This is a genomic window from Chryseobacterium sp. SIMBA_038 (genome assembly GCF_046535115.1).
GTDB lineage: Bacteria > Bacteroidota > Bacteroidia > Flavobacteriales > Weeksellaceae > Chryseobacterium.
In genome coordinates this window covers 124,329-140,540 of the sequence record NZ_JAWRXH010000003.1, presented here as the reverse complement: position 1 = coordinate 140,540, position 16,212 = coordinate 124,329, and the positions used below count along the sequence as shown (strand labels likewise).

Sequence of the window (16,212 nt, the reverse complement as noted above, 5' to 3'; positions counted from 1 at the left end):
CTGCAATTTATTTTAATATTTTGAAAATTGTTTTTAATAAAATTTTCAAATCTTCGGAAAACGACATTTTTTTCAGATAATCCAAGTTCATCCTTACTTTATCTGGAAATATAACCTCATCGTTATATACTATAGGATTTTTCTGAGAGCTTAATAAAAATTCTTCATTACTATATTTTATGCTTGCCTCAGAAGTTACTCCCGGTTTTAGTTTTAACACTTCCCTGTCATTCCCTTGAAGTTTATCGTAATATCCTTCAATATCCGGACGCGGACCTACAAAACTCATTTCTCCTTTAATAATATTGAATAATTGGGGAAGTTCGTCAAGCTTAGTTTTTCTCAATAATAGACCTAAGTAAGAGCTTTTTTTAGTTTTTTCATTAATTGTTTTAAATTTATAAATTGTAAAAAGTTTACCGTACTGGCCTACTCTCTTTTGACAGAAAATTCCATTGGACTTTGTGTCTATACTAATTACAATAAATAAAACAATGAATAAAGGCATCATCAAAATAATCAAAATGATTGAAAAAATTAAATCAAAAATGACCTTCCAATGTTTATAATGATTCATTGATAATAAAACTAAAGCTTAAAAAAACTTACTGATCACATTTGCAATTCTTTCTCTTTCTTCATTGGAAAGATTGGATCCTGAAGGTAAACAAAGCCCATCTTCAAATAATTTCTCGGAAACATTAGTTCCATAATATGGTGCATCAGCAAAAATTGGCTGCATGTGCATTGGTTTCCATAATGGTCTTGATTCTATATTATCTTCTAAAAATGCTAATCTTAAATCTTCTCTTGTTTTACCAGTAATAGCAGGATCAACTATGATAGAAGAAAGCCAATGATTTGAATAAAAATCAGAATTTGGTTCAGAAAAAACTTCTACTCCATCAATTTTTTCAAAGATATTCACATAAAAATCATGCATTGCTCTTCTTGCATCTACTCGATTTTGTAATACTTCCATTTGTCCTCTACCAATACCAGCCACTATGTTACTCATTCTGTAATTGAAACCAATATGTGAGTGTTGATAATGAGGAGCATTATCTCTGGCCTGAGTAGATAAAAATACCGTTTTATCTTTATCATCCTTTGTGTGACAAACTAATGCACCTCCACCAGAAGTCGTGATAATCTTATTGCCGTTAAAACTTAGAATTCCAAAACGCCCAAAAGTACCGCAAGACTGACCTTTATATTTTGAACCTAAAGCTTCTGCTGCATCTTCAATGAGATCAATCTGATATTCACTAGCAATAGAAACTATCTCGTCCATTTTCGCAGGCATTCCATATAGATGAACTACAATGATTGCTTTTGGCTTTTTACCATTTTTAATTCTATCTTCAATAGCTTCTTTTAAAGCTTTCGGACACATATTCCATGTATCTGATTCGCTATCGATAAATACTGGTGTTGCTCCGCAATATGAAATAGGGTTTGCAGAAGCAGAAAACGTCATTGACTGGCATATAACCTCATCACCATGCTCAACTCCACATTCTATTAAAGCTAAATGAATAGCCGCCGTACCCGCAGATAAAACAGCAACATTCACCTCTTTATTCAAAAAAAGTTCTAAATCTTTTTCGAACCCATCAACATTAGGTCCCAATGGAGCTACCCAATTTTCTTTGAATGCTTCATTTATATATTTTAATTCGTTGCCTCCCATGTGAGGAGAGGATAACCAGATTTTTTGTGACATATTATTCATGAAATTTTATAGGTTTTGCAGGAATACCAACAGCTGTACAGTTTGCCGGAATACTCTTTGATACAACGGCACCCGCTCCAATTATAGTATTTTCGCCTATTTCAAGCAAATTAATAATTTTTGCACCTGTTCCTACATAAACAGCTTTATTAATTATAACTTCTCCCGAAATATTTACTGTTGGCATAAACGAGCAGTATTCTTTAATTTTAGTATCATGCCCTACAGTACAAGAGAGATTAAGAATTACAAAATCTTCTATTTCAATATCAACTGTAATAATAACACCTGCGCAAATAATATTTCCTTTTCCTAACCTCACATTATCCTGCCCGATGATAACAGACGGATGGATTAAATTAGGAAATTCAATATTTACATTATCAATATTTTGAATTATTTTTTGTTTAGTCTTAGGATCGCCTATTGCTACTGCTATAGAAAGTGGATAATCTACTTCATTTATTTTTTCAAGTCCACCTAAATATGGTAACCCGTTTATTTCGGTTTCATATTTTTTGTCATCAAAAAAACCGATAATTTCAAATTGGTTATTTTTTTGGTTAATATGGTCAATTAGCATCTTGACTTCTCTCCCAAATCCTCCAGCACCAATAATTGCAATTTTTCTCATGTTTAATATTTTTATATGGCAATAATGCCATTCTCCTTTATGACATTTATTTTAAGTATAGAATTTCTAGTATCATACAATAAAACTCTCTTTTAAGGATGTAGCTACAGAATTAACTGACGCTCTACCACAAAAGCTTCTGCTCTTTGTACCCCTACAGTAGCTCCTCTGTACATCGCTAAAGCATCAAAAGCTTCTACAGAACGAGAATGCGGAAATTCTTTTATTTGTGATCCAAAAAATTTCATTGCCTCAGTTTTCTTTGAGAAAGTATCTGTAACATTTACAAAGTGGTTTGGAACGAACGCTTTCTCCTGCATAGGAGTCCATTCTGTCTCAGAAAGTGTTTCGTAACAATATATGTTCAGGATTTTATTATCGCCCTGAGGTCTTGCTGCTACTAAGGAGGCTCTGTAAATTGCTTTATGATCCTGATGAATATCTCCAGGATGGGGCAAATATAAATGAGTAGGTTTTACTCTTTCAAATATCTTAAAAATTTCCAATGAAATTTTAAATTCCGGAAAAGCATTTAGTGCAGGAGCCGGAAAATCAAGGAAAACAGTTTCTTTAACACCTAAAAACTGATGTGCAGCAATTGCTTCAGAACGTGTTTTGTTTATTTGATCTATTGAATAAAGTTCAGGTGCTCCTATTGAAGCATTTGTAGCAATAATCACTATAACTTCGTCACCAGAATTAATATGTTTAGCAATGGTTGCTCCACATCCAATTACCTCATCATCCGCATGTGGTGCTATTACAATTACTCTATTCATTTTTAATTTGTTTTTTTATTTTGTAAATTTCGTCTTCAATATTATATCCCAATTTATCTCCTACGTTAATAGAAATATCGGAGCTAGTATCTTTAAATGTATATTCTTCTATCCATAAAAGACCTTTTCCGGTTTGGATAAGTATGTTTCCTTCTTTATTTTTCAATAAAACTCTACCAATTACTCCCTTAAACTGAATATCGTTTTCTGGTCTGCAAGACCAAATGATTAACTTTTCATCCTTGCAGTAAGTGTATGCCCCAGGATGCGGTCTAGAAGCTGCTTTTATTAATCTATTGATATAATTTACATCATCATTCCAATTAATCAAACCATCTTCTTCTTTTCTTATTCCATAATAAGATGCAAGATGTTCGCATTGTGGGACTGGGTTCCAAAAACCTTTTTTAAGTTCCGGAAGCCATTGATCTAATGCTAAATCTATATGCTGCATAATTTTTGCTTCCACTTTAGTTGCATCATCTTCTTCTTCAACTTTAAAAATAGACTGCGTAAAAATAGGACCATCATCTGCTCCCTCACCCATAAGAAAAAATGATGCAGAACCGTAAGACTGTTCTAACGTAATCCATGCCAATGGTGCTCTTCCTCTTCCAATTGGAAGTTTTGTAGGATGAAATCCTATACACCCCAGATTTGAAACTGAAAACCATTGCTCATGCATCAACTGAGAGAATCCAACAGCAAAAATAATATCGGGTTTCTTATCTAATGCCCAATTAAGGTTTTCTTTATCATTAATCTTACTAAAACCTTTATAATTGATATTAAGAAGAGATGTAACTAAGGACAGATCTGCCCATCCTGAAATTTTTTCTTTATTTTTAGGCTCATGTCCAAGAACACCAACAATTTCCAGATTATGCTCAACCAATTTGTTTATAATCTGCACTGTTGAATTTACAGCTCCTATTACTAATATTTTATACATTAGGGTGCTTTATGTATTTATCCTCTCCATTGAGAAGTATTAAAAAAGTTTTAAGTATAATCTTTACATCCAACATAAAACTCTGGTTTTCTACATATTTTCTATCGTACTTCCACCTTTCTTGCCAAGACAAGTGAATATTACCATTAACTTGAGAAAGTCCAGTTAATCCTGGAACAACTTCAATACGTTTCTTTCCGTCTTCGTTAAATTCGGCTAACTGATTTGGAAGACATGGTCGCGGTCCAACCAACGACATATCCCCATTAAAAACATTGATAATTTGCGGCAATTCATCTATTTTAAATCGTCGCAAATAATATCCCACACGCGTCACTTCTGCATCATGTTTAAGGATTTCTCGATCTGCAATCCTTTGTTTATCATACATTGTTCTCACTTTATATATCTTAAATGTTTTTCCTTTATAGCCAAGCCTTTCCTGAAAGAAAAAGAAATTTCCGGAGCTATCAAGTTTTACTAAGATATAAATTACTATAAATATGGGAAATAAGAATATAATAACCAAAAGAGCTACAATAATATCTAAAATTCTTTTTATAAAGGCTTTATACATCGTTTATTTAATTTTAATCAAGTTTAAAACCATAGTTATAATGAATTCTCTTGTTATTAATTTTTTTGTCATTCAAAATTATAAATTTCTCTTGAAATAGTGAGATAAAAAAACACTTACAAACCTTACATTGTTTCCAGGCTTCTAATAATAGACGATCTATTTATTAATGTAATAATTTTATTATTTTTTGATATGACTGCTCAACTTGAAAATCTTTTTTAAGAAATTCTAAGCTGTTTTGTCTCATTTCTTCAAATTTAGTGCCATCCATTTCTATAAATTTGTCTACACTTTCTAACATCGCAGGTAAATTACCTGAATTAACGGCAAAACCACAACCATTCTTCATAATATCAGCTCCAATATCTGTATTAGAATCCGTTGCAGCAAGTACTCCCATTTTAAATTCAAGATATGAAAGCAACCTTGACGGATAATTTGGGATTGTAAAATCTTTATGTAAAAAAATTAATCCTATATCGCAAGTCTGCACCAGCCTATCATAATCACTTTTTGGAACAGCCGAAAGTAGTAAAGCATTTTTGGGGCGAAAGGTATCAAACCAATTCCTGATTTTATTGTATTCTGTTCCTGATCCAATTACAACAAAAAAAGCCCTCTCATCATCTGATTTTGCCTTTAGAGTTTCTATAAGAAAGTCAATTCCTTGCGGTTTCCCAAGATTCCCACCATATATGAAGGTCTTTTTATCATTTGGTATACCATACTTTATTTTTATCTCTCTTTTCTCGTTATCCGTCATCTCAACAAAAGGTACTAATTCAATAGAATTTGGGTTAATTTCTATTTTTTCTTCTGATAGATATGGATTATGATTTAATAAGAATCTCACATTAGCTTGAGACATACACCCTATCTTATCCGAAATATTATATAATGCTTTTTCTTTTGTCCTAAAATAATTGTATAATAATCCTTTTTTAGACATTAGCTGCATATCAACGGCATTCTGTGGAAAAATATCTTTAAGCAGCAGATATGTTTTAGCATTATCTCTTTTCTTAATGTATTTAATGACCCCGGTAAATGTAATAGGAGGAGTAGAATAAATAACCAAATCAAATTTTATATCTGAAAAATATTTTTTGACAGCTCTTAAAAATATTTTTTCGATAGTTAAGGTAGAAATTCCCTTCTCAATAAAATTAGTTTTCTGAATATTGAATGTTCTTACATTTAAAAGTGTTGTATTTCCTTCTATTTTTATACTGCTTTTTTGATTTTCGCGTCTTTCTGTTGGTGAAACAATATAAAGATTATGTCCATGATTAGAAAACTCACGCATCAGATCATGATAAATACCTCGTTGCTGTAAGGTCTCGATTTTTGCTAGCGTAAGAAATAATACATTCATAATTTATTACTTACTCCAGACTACTCTGTTAATATAATCTGTATAACTTAATATGATTCTCACTACTTTTTCAGAAACATTTGGCATCGAATAATCGGCTACAGGTCTGTAGTTTCTTCCTTTACCTACTTTTTGCTGTTGAAGTTGCGTTAATCCCTGCAAAATTCTTTCCGGCGACATTCCTACCATCATTACAGATGCCTCTTCCATTGCTTCAGGTCTTTCGTGAGCATCTCTGATATTAAGAGCTCTAAAATTCAAAATAGAAGATTCTTCCGAAATTGTTCCCGAATCCGACAAAACAGCATAGCTTCTCATTTGAAGAGCATTATAATCATGGAAACCAAGTGGTTTTAAAAACTGAATTTCCGGCCTCATCTCTATCTGTTTTTTATCTATCATATTTCTGGTTCTAGGGTGAGTAGAAACAATAATAGGATATCCAAATTTTTCAGCAATAGCATTAAGGCTTTCCATTAAACCATTAAAATTCTTTTCTGAATTAATATTTTCCTCTCTATGTGAAGAAACTACAAAATATTTTCCTTCTTCCAAGTTCAATCTGCTTAAAACATCAGAACTCTCGATTTGAGGTAGATAATGGTTTAAAACCTCAAACATAGGAGAACCTGTTTTAATAATTCTGTCTGCAGGAAGTCCTTCTCTCAACAAATATTCGCGGGCAATATCAGAATATGTTAAATTAACATCTGAGGTATGATCAACAATTTTACGGTTTGTTTCTTCCGGAACTCTTTGATCAAAACATCTGTTTCCTGCTTCCATATGGAAAATAGGAATTTGTCTTTTCTTAGCAGGTATTGCACAAAGACAAGAATTTGTATCACCCAAAACTAAAAAGGCATCAGGTTTCAGCTCTTCAAGAAGTGGATCAATTTTAATTAAAATATTTCCTACGGTTTCTGTAGCTGTTTTTCCAGCTGCTTCTAAGAAGTAATCTGGTTTACGCAAGCCTAAATCTTCAAAAAAGATCTGATTAAGTTCATAGTCATAATTTTGTCCTGTGTGGACGATAATATGTTCTATAGCCTCAGAAGCATCTAAAGCTGATAATACTCTTGATAGTCTAATGATTTCCGGTCGTGTCCCCACAACCGTCATTACTTTTAATTTTTTCATTGTATTTTTTTGCCGCTACAAAGATAATTTTTTATTATATTTAAACTCAACATTGATAAAAAAAGTATGAAAAGTTATTTAATATTTTTCGGTTTACTCCTAAGTATTTTCTCATATTCTCAAAATATTGACATCACAAAATATGGTGCAAAAGGAGATGGAGTGTCAGATGATACAAAAGCATTTGAGAATGCAGTTACAGAAATCAAAAAAAAATATAGTAATCAGAAAAAACACGTAAATCTATATATTCCATCAGGTACTTATATAATTTCTAAACCTATAGTTCTTAATAAATATATAAGCATAACCGGAGAGTTTGTCAACAGTACAATTATCAAAGTGAAAGAGGCCAATTCTGAAGCTCTTATTTTGGAAAAAAGCTATGATGAAAATATTATTTATAATGGCTACAATTATATAAAGAATCTTACTTTTTTAGGACCTAATAGTGATATTCAAAATATATTTACACCAAAAAATATTAAATCTAATATTACTAATAGCTCAGGTTTAAAAATTTATGGATTACGAACCCGCATTGAAGATGTACAGGTAGAAGGATTTTCAAATAATGGAATTGAAATTATTTCAGCCTATTATACTTTTTTAAATAATTGTTTTGTTCGCAATAATGGGGTAGGAATTCTTATAGACAAAGAGTCTACTAGCGTTTATCTTACTAAAAGCGAGGTAAGACATAATTCTATAGGAATTTACATTACCGGAAGATCATTTGCGAATTTTATTAATGATAATATGATTGAGAATAATCTTGCAGGATATTTGGCTCCGGATAAAACTTCACAATTATCAAATTTGAAAAGTAATGGCAGAGCTATCGTTATTGATGGAGCATCCAATAATATTATAACAAATAATTACTTTGAGCAGCACTACATAAGCATCGCAGTAAAGGATTCATATAATAATCTGATCAATAACAACTTCTTTGCAGTGACCGGTGACACTGCTAATAATGATAAAAATCAAACATTATATCAACTAAGTGGAAGTTCTATTAATAATGTATTTGAAAAAAATGTTACAATTAACTCGCTTGAAAGCGTAAATCCTAATAAAGTAAAGTTAGGGGCTGATTTAGATTACTCTAGAAATACCATTGATACAGGTGCAGAAGGTAATACAAAATTAAAAGAGGAACTCCTGAAAAACAAAACCTCCTCTTTTAAATCCCCAAAAATCCCCAATTAAACCTCAACAAAATAAGTATCCGAATCTTCGGGATTAAATGGTTCATTGATCCAAAAAATTGTATAGAGTTCTTCTTCTCCTACATTTTTAATATTATGAGTGTACCAAATTGGCATGTCTACATAGGCGGGCTCATTACCATCTAAATAAAAATCAAGAACATCATCTGTATCGATTTTTCTTAGTTGAATTAATGCCTTTCCTTTAATGACAGCAAATCGTTCTATTTTTCTTGTATGGAAATGATTTCCTCTTGTGATTCCAGGCACCGTAGTTGAGAAAGAACATTGGCCACCAATTCCTAATCTTATTACTTCTACAAACGCTCCTCTAGGATCTGTGTGTTCGGTAAATTTTACAGGATAATAATCTTTAATATCAAAATAACAACGAAAAGTATTGAAAAGATTTAAGTCAAATTTTGTTTCCAAAACCGGAATTTCTCCGTTGTCAAAATATAATTTTTTATAATTTTCTAATTTTTGAAGGACTTCCGATACTTTATTTACAGATGTATGTGGTATTTGATATAGTTCTTTTGTTTCAGCAGTTTCTATTTGATCAATAATTTCCTGAACCAGTTCTCCTACATAAATAAGTTTTACCTCACCATCAGTATCAATCACTGGATTTTCTCCGTGCGTAAGTTTATGGCAAAATGTAGCAACAAAAGAATTATAATTAGGCTTTCCGAACGGCCCGAAAACATTTGGAATAATCATTCCCGTAAACTTACCCCCAGATTTTTTAGCCCAATCAGCAAAAATTTCGCGGCCTTCCTTTTTAGATTTTCCGTATAAATTATCTTTTTCTTCTTGTGAAGAGGAAGAAAAGAGAATATGTGCTTTGGAATTAGTATTTTCTAAAGAAGTGACGAGTTTTTTAACTAATTCGACGTTATTATTAAAAATAACTTCTGGATCAGGGTGGCGATTCATTGCTGCAAGATGTACAATAACATCACATTGTGCTACAAATTTATCGAGTTGGTCTGAATCTTCAAAAAAATCTCTTTCAAAATCAATTCTTTCGAAATCTTCAGGACGTAAACCTAATGTATTATATAAATGCGAACCGACAAATCCATTTTGTCCGGTAATACCAATTTTTTTCATTATTTTAATTTTTCAAAATAATCTAGCGGGAAACGATAATTATCCACAATCTCTTCTAAAGAATAATCTGCCATGACAAGCAACTTAGAGCCATTTTTGGTAGCCTGAATTGCAGTCACATATCCTTTTGGAATATGAATAATATCTAATTTATCAGAATTTAATCTAAATTGTAAGATCTCTAATTCTTTTGATGGAGTTTCCCAATTATCAATTTTTATAAGTTTTATATCAAAGCTTCCCTGCATTGCAGAAAACCATCTTTGCTCAATTTGATGGCCTGTCCAGCCTCTTACAAATTCGGAATCAGTATTTTCTATGTAATAAATCCTTTTAATTTCTGATGCATCAAAATCATTATTAAAAAAAAGATTTCCTCTTTCATCAGAATACTTTCCTCCCTTGATCATTTTGGCAATTTCCATAAAGCTTTTTAATCTGGATATTGCAATAGATCCTCACCTAATACTTCTTTTCTTATCAGTGGAAGTTTTAACAATAGCTTTTTCATCCCCTCAACATCATGTTGTTCAGTATTATGAGAATGATAATCTTCTATTTTAGATATATCTTCTACTCCTTCAGAGAAATAATGCGCGTAATTCAGATCTCTATTATCTGCAGGAATTCTATAGAAATCTCCCATATCCTCAGCTTTGATCATTTCTTCACGGGTACATAGCGTTTCATATAATTTTTCGCCATGTCTGGTACCTATTACTTTTACAGGATTATCAACTTTGAACATTTCCTTTAATGCTTGTGCTAAATCTCCAATAGTTCCAGCAGGTGCTTTATTCACAAATAGATCTCCAGAATTACCATGCTCAAATGCAAACAATACTAAATCTACGGCTTCCTCTAATGACATTAAAAACCTGGTCATATTTGGATCAGTAATCGTAATTGGATCTCCATTTTTAATTTGTTTTACAAATAAAGGAATTACAGATCCTCTTGATGCCATTACATTGCCATATCTAGTAAGACAAACGACTGTATCTTCGAGATTTCGAGAAGCAGCAACTGCCACTTTCTCCATCATTGCTTTAGATATTCCCATAGCATTGATAGGGTAAGCTGCTTTGTCAGTACTTAAACAAATTACTTTTTTTACATTATTTATCCCGGCAGCATCTATCACATTCTGGGTACCTTCAACATTTGTTTTTACAGCCTGCATCGGGAAGAATTCACAAGAAGGGACCTGTTTTAATGCTGCTGCATGAAAAACATAATCAACACCTCTCATGGCCGGCTCAATACTTTTATAATCTCTCACATCACCAATATAAAATTTCAGTTTATCATTTTTAAACTGATTTCTCATATCGTCCTGTTTTTTTTCATCACGAGAAAAAATACGAATTTCTCTAAAGTGATCCGTATTTATAAATCTTCTCAAAACTGCAGTTCCAAAAGAACCTGTACCTCCTGTAATAAGAAGTATTTTATTTTTTATTTGCATACTAATGTTAATAAAGAGTATTTTTTAGTTCATATTCCGGATAATTAATCAAGACTGCATTGTATTTTCCTTTAAATACAAAAAGACTTCCTGCAGCTGCCCCAATAATACCGAAACGTTCAATTAATTTTTTTATATCATCTAAAGAACCAGCCCCACCAACTACTGTTATTGGGATAGATAATTTTTCACTTATTTTTTCAATAAGATTAAAATCATATCCTTTTCCCGTTCCATCCAAATCTATATTATTAATAATAATTTCTCCAACCCCTTTTTTTTCAAGTTCAGATACTAAAGAGAAGATATTTCCTTTAATTGCTTTTCTTCCATTATTGATATAAATTTCATAACCACCAAATGTTTTTTTCTTTATATCGAGAACAGCAACAACACTTTGTACTCCAACCTTTTCAGCTATTGATTCTATAATATTAGGTTTAGTAAAGATAATACTACTAACTGCAATTTTTTCTATACCAAGATTAAATATCTTTTGTGCCTGTTCTGCATTTTTTATACCTCCACCATAACAAATTGGCATTCTAGACTGCGCTGCTATCTTTTCAATAAGATTATAGTTGGGTTCATAATTTTGCGTTGTAGCTCCTATATCAAATATACAAAGTTCATCAACTTTCTTTTCATTAAAGATTTTCACTGTATTTATAGGATCTCCAATATATTTAGCATCTTTAAATTTTTTGGTTTTTACAAGTCCTTCATTTTCTAATAATAGACTAACTATAATTCTAGGTCTCAACATAGTAATTATAAATTAGCAAAATTTCTTAAAAAAAGTTCACCAATATCATGGCTTTTCTCAGGATGACATTGAATCCCCAAAATATTATCTGCACCTACAACACTAGCAAATTTTTCTCCATAGTTTGTTATTCCATAAGAATTGTCAACATTTTGAACATCAAAATAATAGGAATGCAGAAAATAAAAAGATTCTTTTTCTTTCATATTATTAAAAATAGCATGATTTATTACGGGTTCAACATCATTCCATCCCATATGTGGTAATTTTGATCTGTGCTGTATATTTTTTATACTTATTTTTTTTACGGAGCCTTTAATCCAGCCTAGTCCGGTAAGCATTCCTTCATCACTTGAATCTGCCATTAATTGCATCCCAACACATACACCTAGTATATATTTTTTTTCCTGTAGTACTAATTCGTTCAATCTATCTTTCATCCCGGAATTGTTCAGTCTTTGCATTGCATAATCAAAAGCTCCCACACCAGGTAAAATTAGTTTATCTACATTTTTTAAATCGTCTTCGTTTGATGCAATTGTTACAGGGATATCATATTTTTTAAAAATATTAACAAAAGCACTTATATTACCAATTCCATAGTCTATGATAGTAATCATCTAAACAGTCTTTTTTCCAGACCTAAAAATTTGGTCATTTGTATTCCAATTCCAATTAAACCTCTTTTAGATTTAAAATTTTTATATGTTTTATTTTCTCCCTTGAATATATTCCATAACTCACTCACTTCAAACCCCATTTTTTGAGCTACAAATTCAAATTCATTCTTTAGAGTAAGCTCATCAAGTTCTGGTTTAGAAATTCTATTTAGAGCTTCTTCTCTTGACATTTGTCCTGTTAAAATCAAACTGGAAAAATGAGCACGTCTTTTATGAAAACCAAACTTTTTTGGAAGCCAAAAATCTTCATAAAATCTAGTGAATCGTGATTCATGGTGCTTATGTTGAAATGATTCCCAACCAAACTTCTCATTAAGCAACTTTTCAACATCTTTTTTAATATATGACACATAATTTAATGGATGAAAAACTTTCATTCCAAAAAAATATTTATAAAAAATTTTATAAATCAAAATATCTATTATCGGAAATGTTTTAAGTTTATTATTTCCAAATTTCTTATAAATATCATTAATTAAAATTTTGTCTATTCCAGGATAGGCCCCCCATTCCTCAGGTTCTCTACAGCATTCGGTACTATAGTTGGCTCCTGTTAAGATATATTTTATTTTATTTTTTTTTGCAAATTTATATAAGCTCGAAAAAAAAGCGGTATCCTGTGGAAAGTCTAAATCCGGTATTTGAGAATAAAAAAAAGCTCTTTGCAAGTCTTTCATTTCTTCCCAATTTATAACATCCGTATAAAGCTCTAAATTTAAACCGTTAATTAGTTTTTCTATATTACTTGTAGCTTGATGCGAATTCCAACCAGCGTCTACATGGTATAATAATGGATTAAGGCCCATTATTTCTTTTGCTACATAGACTGCATATGAACTATCTAATCCTCCACTAATACCTATAATACAATCAAAATCTTTATTTGAAGAACTTTTTTTAATTTTTTCAGCAACTCTATACAATTCTTTTTCTTTACCAATCCCATGATTCCATTCAGGAAGAATATTATTAGTAAAGTTGGTATAATAATCACTTTCCCCAGCATCATTAAAAATAATCCTAGGGTCTGAAGTATCCATTATAGTCTTTGTACAAATTTGATATTTTCTCATTTACGTTTTTAATTCAAATGTTTTCTTCCTCTTTTTTAGTTCAAAATACGATTTTATAAAAACAATTCTAGATTTCGTTTTTTTTATAAATGGGCGCTGAGTAGGTGTTGCATTAGCATCATGTATTCTATGCAAAATACTATTTTCCTCAAGATGTAAGTTAGATTTTATTACATTTCCTGCCATTCCTATCCATAAATCATGTGCTTCTATATAATTAGGAAAAGGAAGAATTATTTTTAAAAACTCTCTCCTGAATCCCATCGTACAACCAAAGTATGGTATATTTCCTTTAAATATTTTTAGAATATTCTTAGAATATTTTGTAGAATCATGTTCATAAAGTTTATATTTTTTATCATTATTTATATTATAATCATTATCAAAACAAATAAAACTTGAAGATATAAGTTGTACATTTTCCCTGTAAAAATAATTTTTAAAAAATTTCAATTTACTTGGCATCCAAAGATCGTCTTGATCGCTCAAAAATATCAATTCATTTTTAGAAAGCTCTATTGCTTTTTCAAATGATTTGACATGTCCCATATTTTTTTCGTTATGAAAAATTTTGATTTGAGGATGTTTAAATGACTCAATAATGCTAATTGTATTATCTTTAGAAAAATCATTTACAACAATAATTTCATCACCCTCATTCAATTGATTGAGAATAGAAATTAGCTGTCCTTCTATATATTTTCCTCCATTATAAACAGCCATACATATTGATACATTCATCATTTTATTCATTTTCTAGACATAAAAATTAAGATGTTAATCTTATTTTAAAAAATTCTAAGCTTTTATGTCGAAAAGTCAAACTTAGCACTCTAGGTAAGTCCACATAAAAAAGCATTGAATAATGTTTATTATTAGATTTGGCATAAGCTTTAAGATCTTTAATAAACAATTTATATCGTGATATATCCTGTTGTTTCGTATTTTCCAAAAATGAAAAACTTTGGTTAATTCTAATAGGCATAATTTTCATATTTAGATTATGTGCTGATAATCTATCGATAAACTCATGATCACAAAAATCTAATCTCAGTTTAGAATTGTAGCCATTATTCCTGAAAAAAACATCTGTTTTAATCATAATCCCAGTATTTATACATGAATTTCCTTTTAAAGGTAATTCATCATCCTCAAATTTGTCATACAACACTGATCGGAAGTTTATATAACGGCTAGGTGATACTAATCTATTATTTGCATAAATCTGAGGCACACATAAAGGAAAATTCGTTGATGAATAACTTTTATAGATCTCATAGAAATTAATAGGAAGTTCAGTATCCTGATCTAGAAAAACTATTTCACTGAAATCTTGTTTTTTTGCATACTCAGCTATAGTATTGTATGCAAAAGAAATTCCCGGGTTTGTTTTATCATGGATATATTCAAATTGTATATCTGAAAAGGCAGGAATTGATAAATTCCATTTTTCAACATCAGTATTATCAAAAATAAAAATGTGTAATTTACCTCCATCATTTTCATTTTTAAATGATTGATAAAGACTCTTAAAAGATTTACATTCCCAAAACTTTTCTCTATATGTCACTATTCCAAATAAAATCATAATATTAAAGCCAAGTTTTATAAGGTTTAAAAATATCTGATATTTCTATCATATAATAAAATTGAAATATACAAATAATGGCAATGAAAACATATCCTAATATTTTAAATTTTGGATGAAGTGTATTTATTATAAGAGGATATAAAAGAATCTGGCCAACACTTAAAAGCTCAAAAGACCGTAATGAAAAGGTAACGGCCGATAAACTTAATGTGAAAAATGCAATTAACGAGATAATATGTATTTTGAATAATACATCAAAAAAAGGATTATCTTTTATATGCTTATTATAATTAAAAGCAAAATATATTAAGAAAAATATTGCTATAATAATCCTGAAATTAAAAATATTTATTTTTTCTTCATCCATCCATCTCATAATTTCCATGTAAACGGCAACTTTAGGAAAAAATAAATCTAGTCTAAGTAATGAAACGATATCAACATTAATTACTAATAGTAAAAATGACACAAAAAGACCGATGTAGTAATATTTAATATTTGCATTTAATTTTATTAAAACAAAAACAAGAATAAAAAACATACTACTTGAATGGAATACAAAGCATAAAGCGATCTTTAAGAAAAACATCCAGTATTTCTTCTCAATCATATCTGGTATGGCAAATAAAAATATTCCGGCAGCAACTCCTGCTCTTATCGTAGTCATTTCCTGTATAAAGAACAGGTTTGTAAAGTATATTAAGAGAGATAATATATAATAATTTGCATATTTTGAAATAGTAATTATTTTCGGTGTTATTCCTAAAAATGCAAAAGTCAGAAAAGAAAAATTAATTATAGATTCTTTAGTATAAAAAATTGATCTTGAAAATTCTGTTACGAAATATAGGCAACTTTCAAATCCAAATTGTTTTTTATACTCAGACAAGCTATTAGGTACAAATTCAAATACATCCTTGTACAAAGGATAGTCACGATCAATATCTACTCTTGTTCCTGCAAAAATAGCCAAGATAATAATAATGAAAGACGTTTTTTTCCTTCTATCAATTGGTAATATGCCTAAAACCGTTATAAATATAAATAATAAATAATAGATTCCCATCTTAATTTCTAGTCCCTTTCAGTTTTGTAATAACGATTATTTT

18 protein-coding genes are annotated in these 16,212 nt (G+C 30.3%); 1 reads left to right on the top strand and 17 read right to left on the bottom strand.

Going from position 1 to position 16,212, the window contains the following annotated elements:
• Positions 1 to 7: 7 nt before the first annotated feature.
• The 8 genes from SB689_RS11565 to wecB form a co-directional block, all read right to left on the bottom strand.
• Positions 8 to 577, bottom strand: a complete 570-nt coding sequence (locus tag SB689_RS11565) for a sugar transferase (protein ID WP_410692304.1) — start codon at positions 575 to 577, stop codon at positions 8 to 10.
• 18 nt (positions 578 to 595) lie between these two features.
• Positions 596 to 1,726: an aminotransferase class I/II-fold pyridoxal phosphate-dependent enzyme gene (locus SB689_RS11560; RefSeq protein WP_410692303.1), complete on the bottom strand. Its 1,131-nt coding sequence runs from the start codon at positions 1,724 to 1,726 to the stop codon at positions 596 to 598.
• Position 1,727: 1 nt separating this feature from the next.
• Entirely contained in the window at positions 1,728 to 2,369 is a 642-nt protein-coding gene (locus SB689_RS11555; RefSeq protein ID WP_410692302.1) for an acetyltransferase, read from the bottom strand.
• 104 nt (positions 2,370 to 2,473) lie between these two features.
• Positions 2,474 to 3,148 carry a PIG-L deacetylase family protein gene (locus SB689_RS11550; protein ID WP_410692301.1) on the bottom strand — a complete coding sequence of 225 codons (675 nt, stop codon included), beginning with the start codon at positions 3,146 to 3,148 and terminating at the stop codon, positions 2,474 to 2,476.
• Positions 3,141 to 4,100, bottom strand: a complete 960-nt coding sequence (locus SB689_RS11545) for a formyltransferase family protein (protein WP_410692300.1) — start codon at positions 4,098 to 4,100, stop codon at positions 3,141 to 3,143. The genes SB689_RS11550 and SB689_RS11545 overlap by 8 nt, the downstream gene beginning before the upstream one ends.
• On the bottom strand, positions 4,093 to 4,677 hold the full coding sequence (locus SB689_RS11540; RefSeq protein WP_410692299.1) for a sugar transferase: 585 nt from the start codon (positions 4,675 to 4,677) through the stop codon (positions 4,093 to 4,095). The genes SB689_RS11545 and SB689_RS11540 overlap by 8 nt, the downstream gene beginning before the upstream one ends.
• A 166-nt stretch (positions 4,678 to 4,843) precedes the next feature.
• Entirely contained in the window at positions 4,844 to 6,055 is a 1,212-nt protein-coding gene (locus SB689_RS11535; RefSeq protein WP_410692298.1) for a glycosyltransferase family 4 protein, read from the bottom strand.
• Between the two features lie 6 nt (positions 6,056 to 6,061).
• The gene (wecB, locus tag SB689_RS11530) at positions 6,062 to 7,195 is read right to left on the bottom strand and encodes a non-hydrolyzing UDP-N-acetylglucosamine 2-epimerase (protein WP_410692297.1); all 1,134 of its coding nucleotides are present in this window, start codon (positions 7,193 to 7,195) and stop codon (positions 6,062 to 6,064) included.
• A gap of 66 nt (positions 7,196 to 7,261) precedes the next feature.
• Between wecB and SB689_RS11525 the strand changes: the two genes are divergently transcribed.
• On the top strand, positions 7,262 to 8,410 hold the full coding sequence (locus SB689_RS11525) for a glycosyl hydrolase family 28-related protein (protein ID WP_410692296.1): 1,149 nt from the start codon (positions 7,262 to 7,264) through the stop codon (positions 8,408 to 8,410).
• Here SB689_RS11525 and SB689_RS11520 read toward each other — a convergent pair.
• The 9 genes from SB689_RS11520 to SB689_RS11480 are packed head-to-tail and all read right to left on the bottom strand — an operon-like array spanning position 8,407 to position 16,169.
• A complete protein-coding gene (locus tag SB689_RS11520) occupies positions 8,407 to 9,525 on the bottom strand; it encodes an NAD-dependent epimerase/dehydratase family protein (RefSeq protein WP_410692295.1) in 1,119 nt (372 codons plus the stop codon). The genes SB689_RS11525 and SB689_RS11520 overlap by 4 nt on opposite strands.
• Complete coding sequence (locus SB689_RS11515; protein WP_410692294.1) at positions 9,525 to 9,950, bottom strand: WxcM-like domain-containing protein; 426 nt, start codon at positions 9,948 to 9,950, stop codon at positions 9,525 to 9,527. The genes SB689_RS11520 and SB689_RS11515 overlap by 1 nt, the downstream gene beginning before the upstream one ends.
• 8 nt (positions 9,951 to 9,958) lie before the next feature.
• A complete protein-coding gene (locus SB689_RS11510) occupies positions 9,959 to 10,993 on the bottom strand; it encodes a polysaccharide biosynthesis protein (protein ID WP_410692293.1) in 1,035 nt (344 codons plus the stop codon).
• A gap of 7 nt (positions 10,994 to 11,000) precedes the next feature.
• Complete coding sequence (locus SB689_RS11505; protein ID WP_410692292.1) at positions 11,001 to 11,759, bottom strand: AglZ/HisF2 family acetamidino modification protein; 759 nt, start codon at positions 11,757 to 11,759, stop codon at positions 11,001 to 11,003.
• A gap of 5 nt (positions 11,760 to 11,764) precedes the next feature.
• The gene (gene hisH, locus SB689_RS11500) at positions 11,765 to 12,379 is read right to left on the bottom strand and encodes an imidazole glycerol phosphate synthase subunit HisH (protein ID WP_410692291.1); all 615 of its coding nucleotides are present in this window, start codon (positions 12,377 to 12,379) and stop codon (positions 11,765 to 11,767) included.
• Entirely contained in the window at positions 12,376 to 13,512 is a 1,137-nt protein-coding gene (locus SB689_RS11495) for an N-acetyl sugar amidotransferase (RefSeq protein WP_410692290.1), read from the bottom strand. The genes hisH and SB689_RS11495 overlap by 4 nt, the downstream gene beginning before the upstream one ends.
• Entirely contained in the window at positions 13,513 to 14,256 is a 744-nt protein-coding gene (locus SB689_RS11490; protein ID WP_410692289.1) for a glycosyltransferase, read from the bottom strand.
• Between the two features lie 25 nt (positions 14,257 to 14,281).
• Positions 14,282 to 15,100, bottom strand: a complete 819-nt coding sequence (locus tag SB689_RS11485; protein WP_410692288.1) for a glycosyltransferase — start codon at positions 15,098 to 15,100, stop codon at positions 14,282 to 14,284.
• Positions 15,101 to 15,104: 4 nt separating this feature from the next.
• Positions 15,105 to 16,169 (bottom strand): EpsG family protein, encoded by a 1,065-nt coding sequence (locus tag SB689_RS11480; RefSeq protein WP_410692287.1) that lies wholly within the window; start codon positions 16,167 to 16,169, stop codon positions 15,105 to 15,107.
• Positions 16,170 to 16,212 lie beyond the last annotated feature (43 nt).

Excerpts from the sequence above, each read along its gene's own strand:
- SB689_RS11565 (WP_410692304.1), bottom strand. The coding sequence starts at position 577 with ATGAATCATTATAAACATTGGAAGGTCATTTTTGATTTAATTTTTTCA.
- SB689_RS11560 (WP_410692303.1), bottom strand. The coding sequence starts at position 1,726 with ATGTCACAAAAAATCTGGTTATCCTCTCCTCACATGGGAGGCAACGAA.
- SB689_RS11555 (WP_410692302.1), bottom strand. The coding sequence starts at position 2,369 with ATGAGAAAAATTGCAATTATTGGTGCTGGAGGATTTGGGAGAGAAGTC.
- SB689_RS11550 (WP_410692301.1), bottom strand. The coding sequence starts at position 3,148 with ATGAATAGAGTAATTGTAATAGCACCACATGCGGATGATGAGGTAATT.
- SB689_RS11545 (WP_410692300.1), bottom strand. The coding sequence starts at position 4,100 with ATGTATAAAATATTAGTAATAGGAGCTGTAAATTCAACAGTGCAGATT.
- SB689_RS11540 (WP_410692299.1), bottom strand. The coding sequence starts at position 4,677 with ATGTATAAAGCCTTTATAAAAAGAATTTTAGATATTATTGTAGCTCTT.
- SB689_RS11535 (WP_410692298.1), bottom strand. The coding sequence starts at position 6,055 with ATGAATGTATTATTTCTTACGCTAGCAAAAATCGAGACCTTACAGCAA.
- wecB (WP_410692297.1), bottom strand. The coding sequence starts at position 7,195 with ATGAAAAAATTAAAAGTAATGACGGTTGTGGGGACACGACCGGAAATC.
- SB689_RS11525 (WP_410692296.1), top strand. The coding sequence starts at position 7,262 with ATGAAAAGTTATTTAATATTTTTCGGTTTACTCCTAAGTATTTTCTCA.
- SB689_RS11520 (WP_410692295.1), bottom strand. The coding sequence starts at position 9,525 with ATGAAAAAAATTGGTATTACCGGACAAAATGGATTTGTCGGTTCGCAT.
- SB689_RS11515 (WP_410692294.1), bottom strand. The coding sequence starts at position 9,950 with ATGGAAATTGCCAAAATGATCAAGGGAGGAAAGTATTCTGATGAAAGA.
- SB689_RS11510 (WP_410692293.1), bottom strand. The coding sequence starts at position 10,993 with ATGCAAATAAAAAATAAAATACTTCTTATTACAGGAGGTACAGGTTCT.
- SB689_RS11505 (WP_410692292.1), bottom strand. The coding sequence starts at position 11,759 with ATGTTGAGACCTAGAATTATAGTTAGTCTATTATTAGAAAATGAAGGA.
- hisH (WP_410692291.1), bottom strand. The coding sequence starts at position 12,379 with ATGATTACTATCATAGACTATGGAATTGGTAATATAAGTGCTTTTGTT.
- SB689_RS11495 (WP_410692290.1), bottom strand. The coding sequence starts at position 13,512 with ATGAGAAAATATCAAATTTGTACAAAGACTATAATGGATACTTCAGAC.
- SB689_RS11490 (WP_410692289.1), bottom strand. The coding sequence starts at position 14,256 with ATGATGAATGTATCAATATGTATGGCTGTTTATAATGGAGGAAAATAT.
- SB689_RS11485 (WP_410692288.1), bottom strand. The coding sequence starts at position 15,100 with ATGATTTTATTTGGAATAGTGACATATAGAGAAAAGTTTTGGGAATGT.
- SB689_RS11480 (WP_410692287.1), bottom strand. The coding sequence starts at position 16,169 with ATGGGAATCTATTATTTATTATTTATATTTATAACGGTTTTAGGCATA.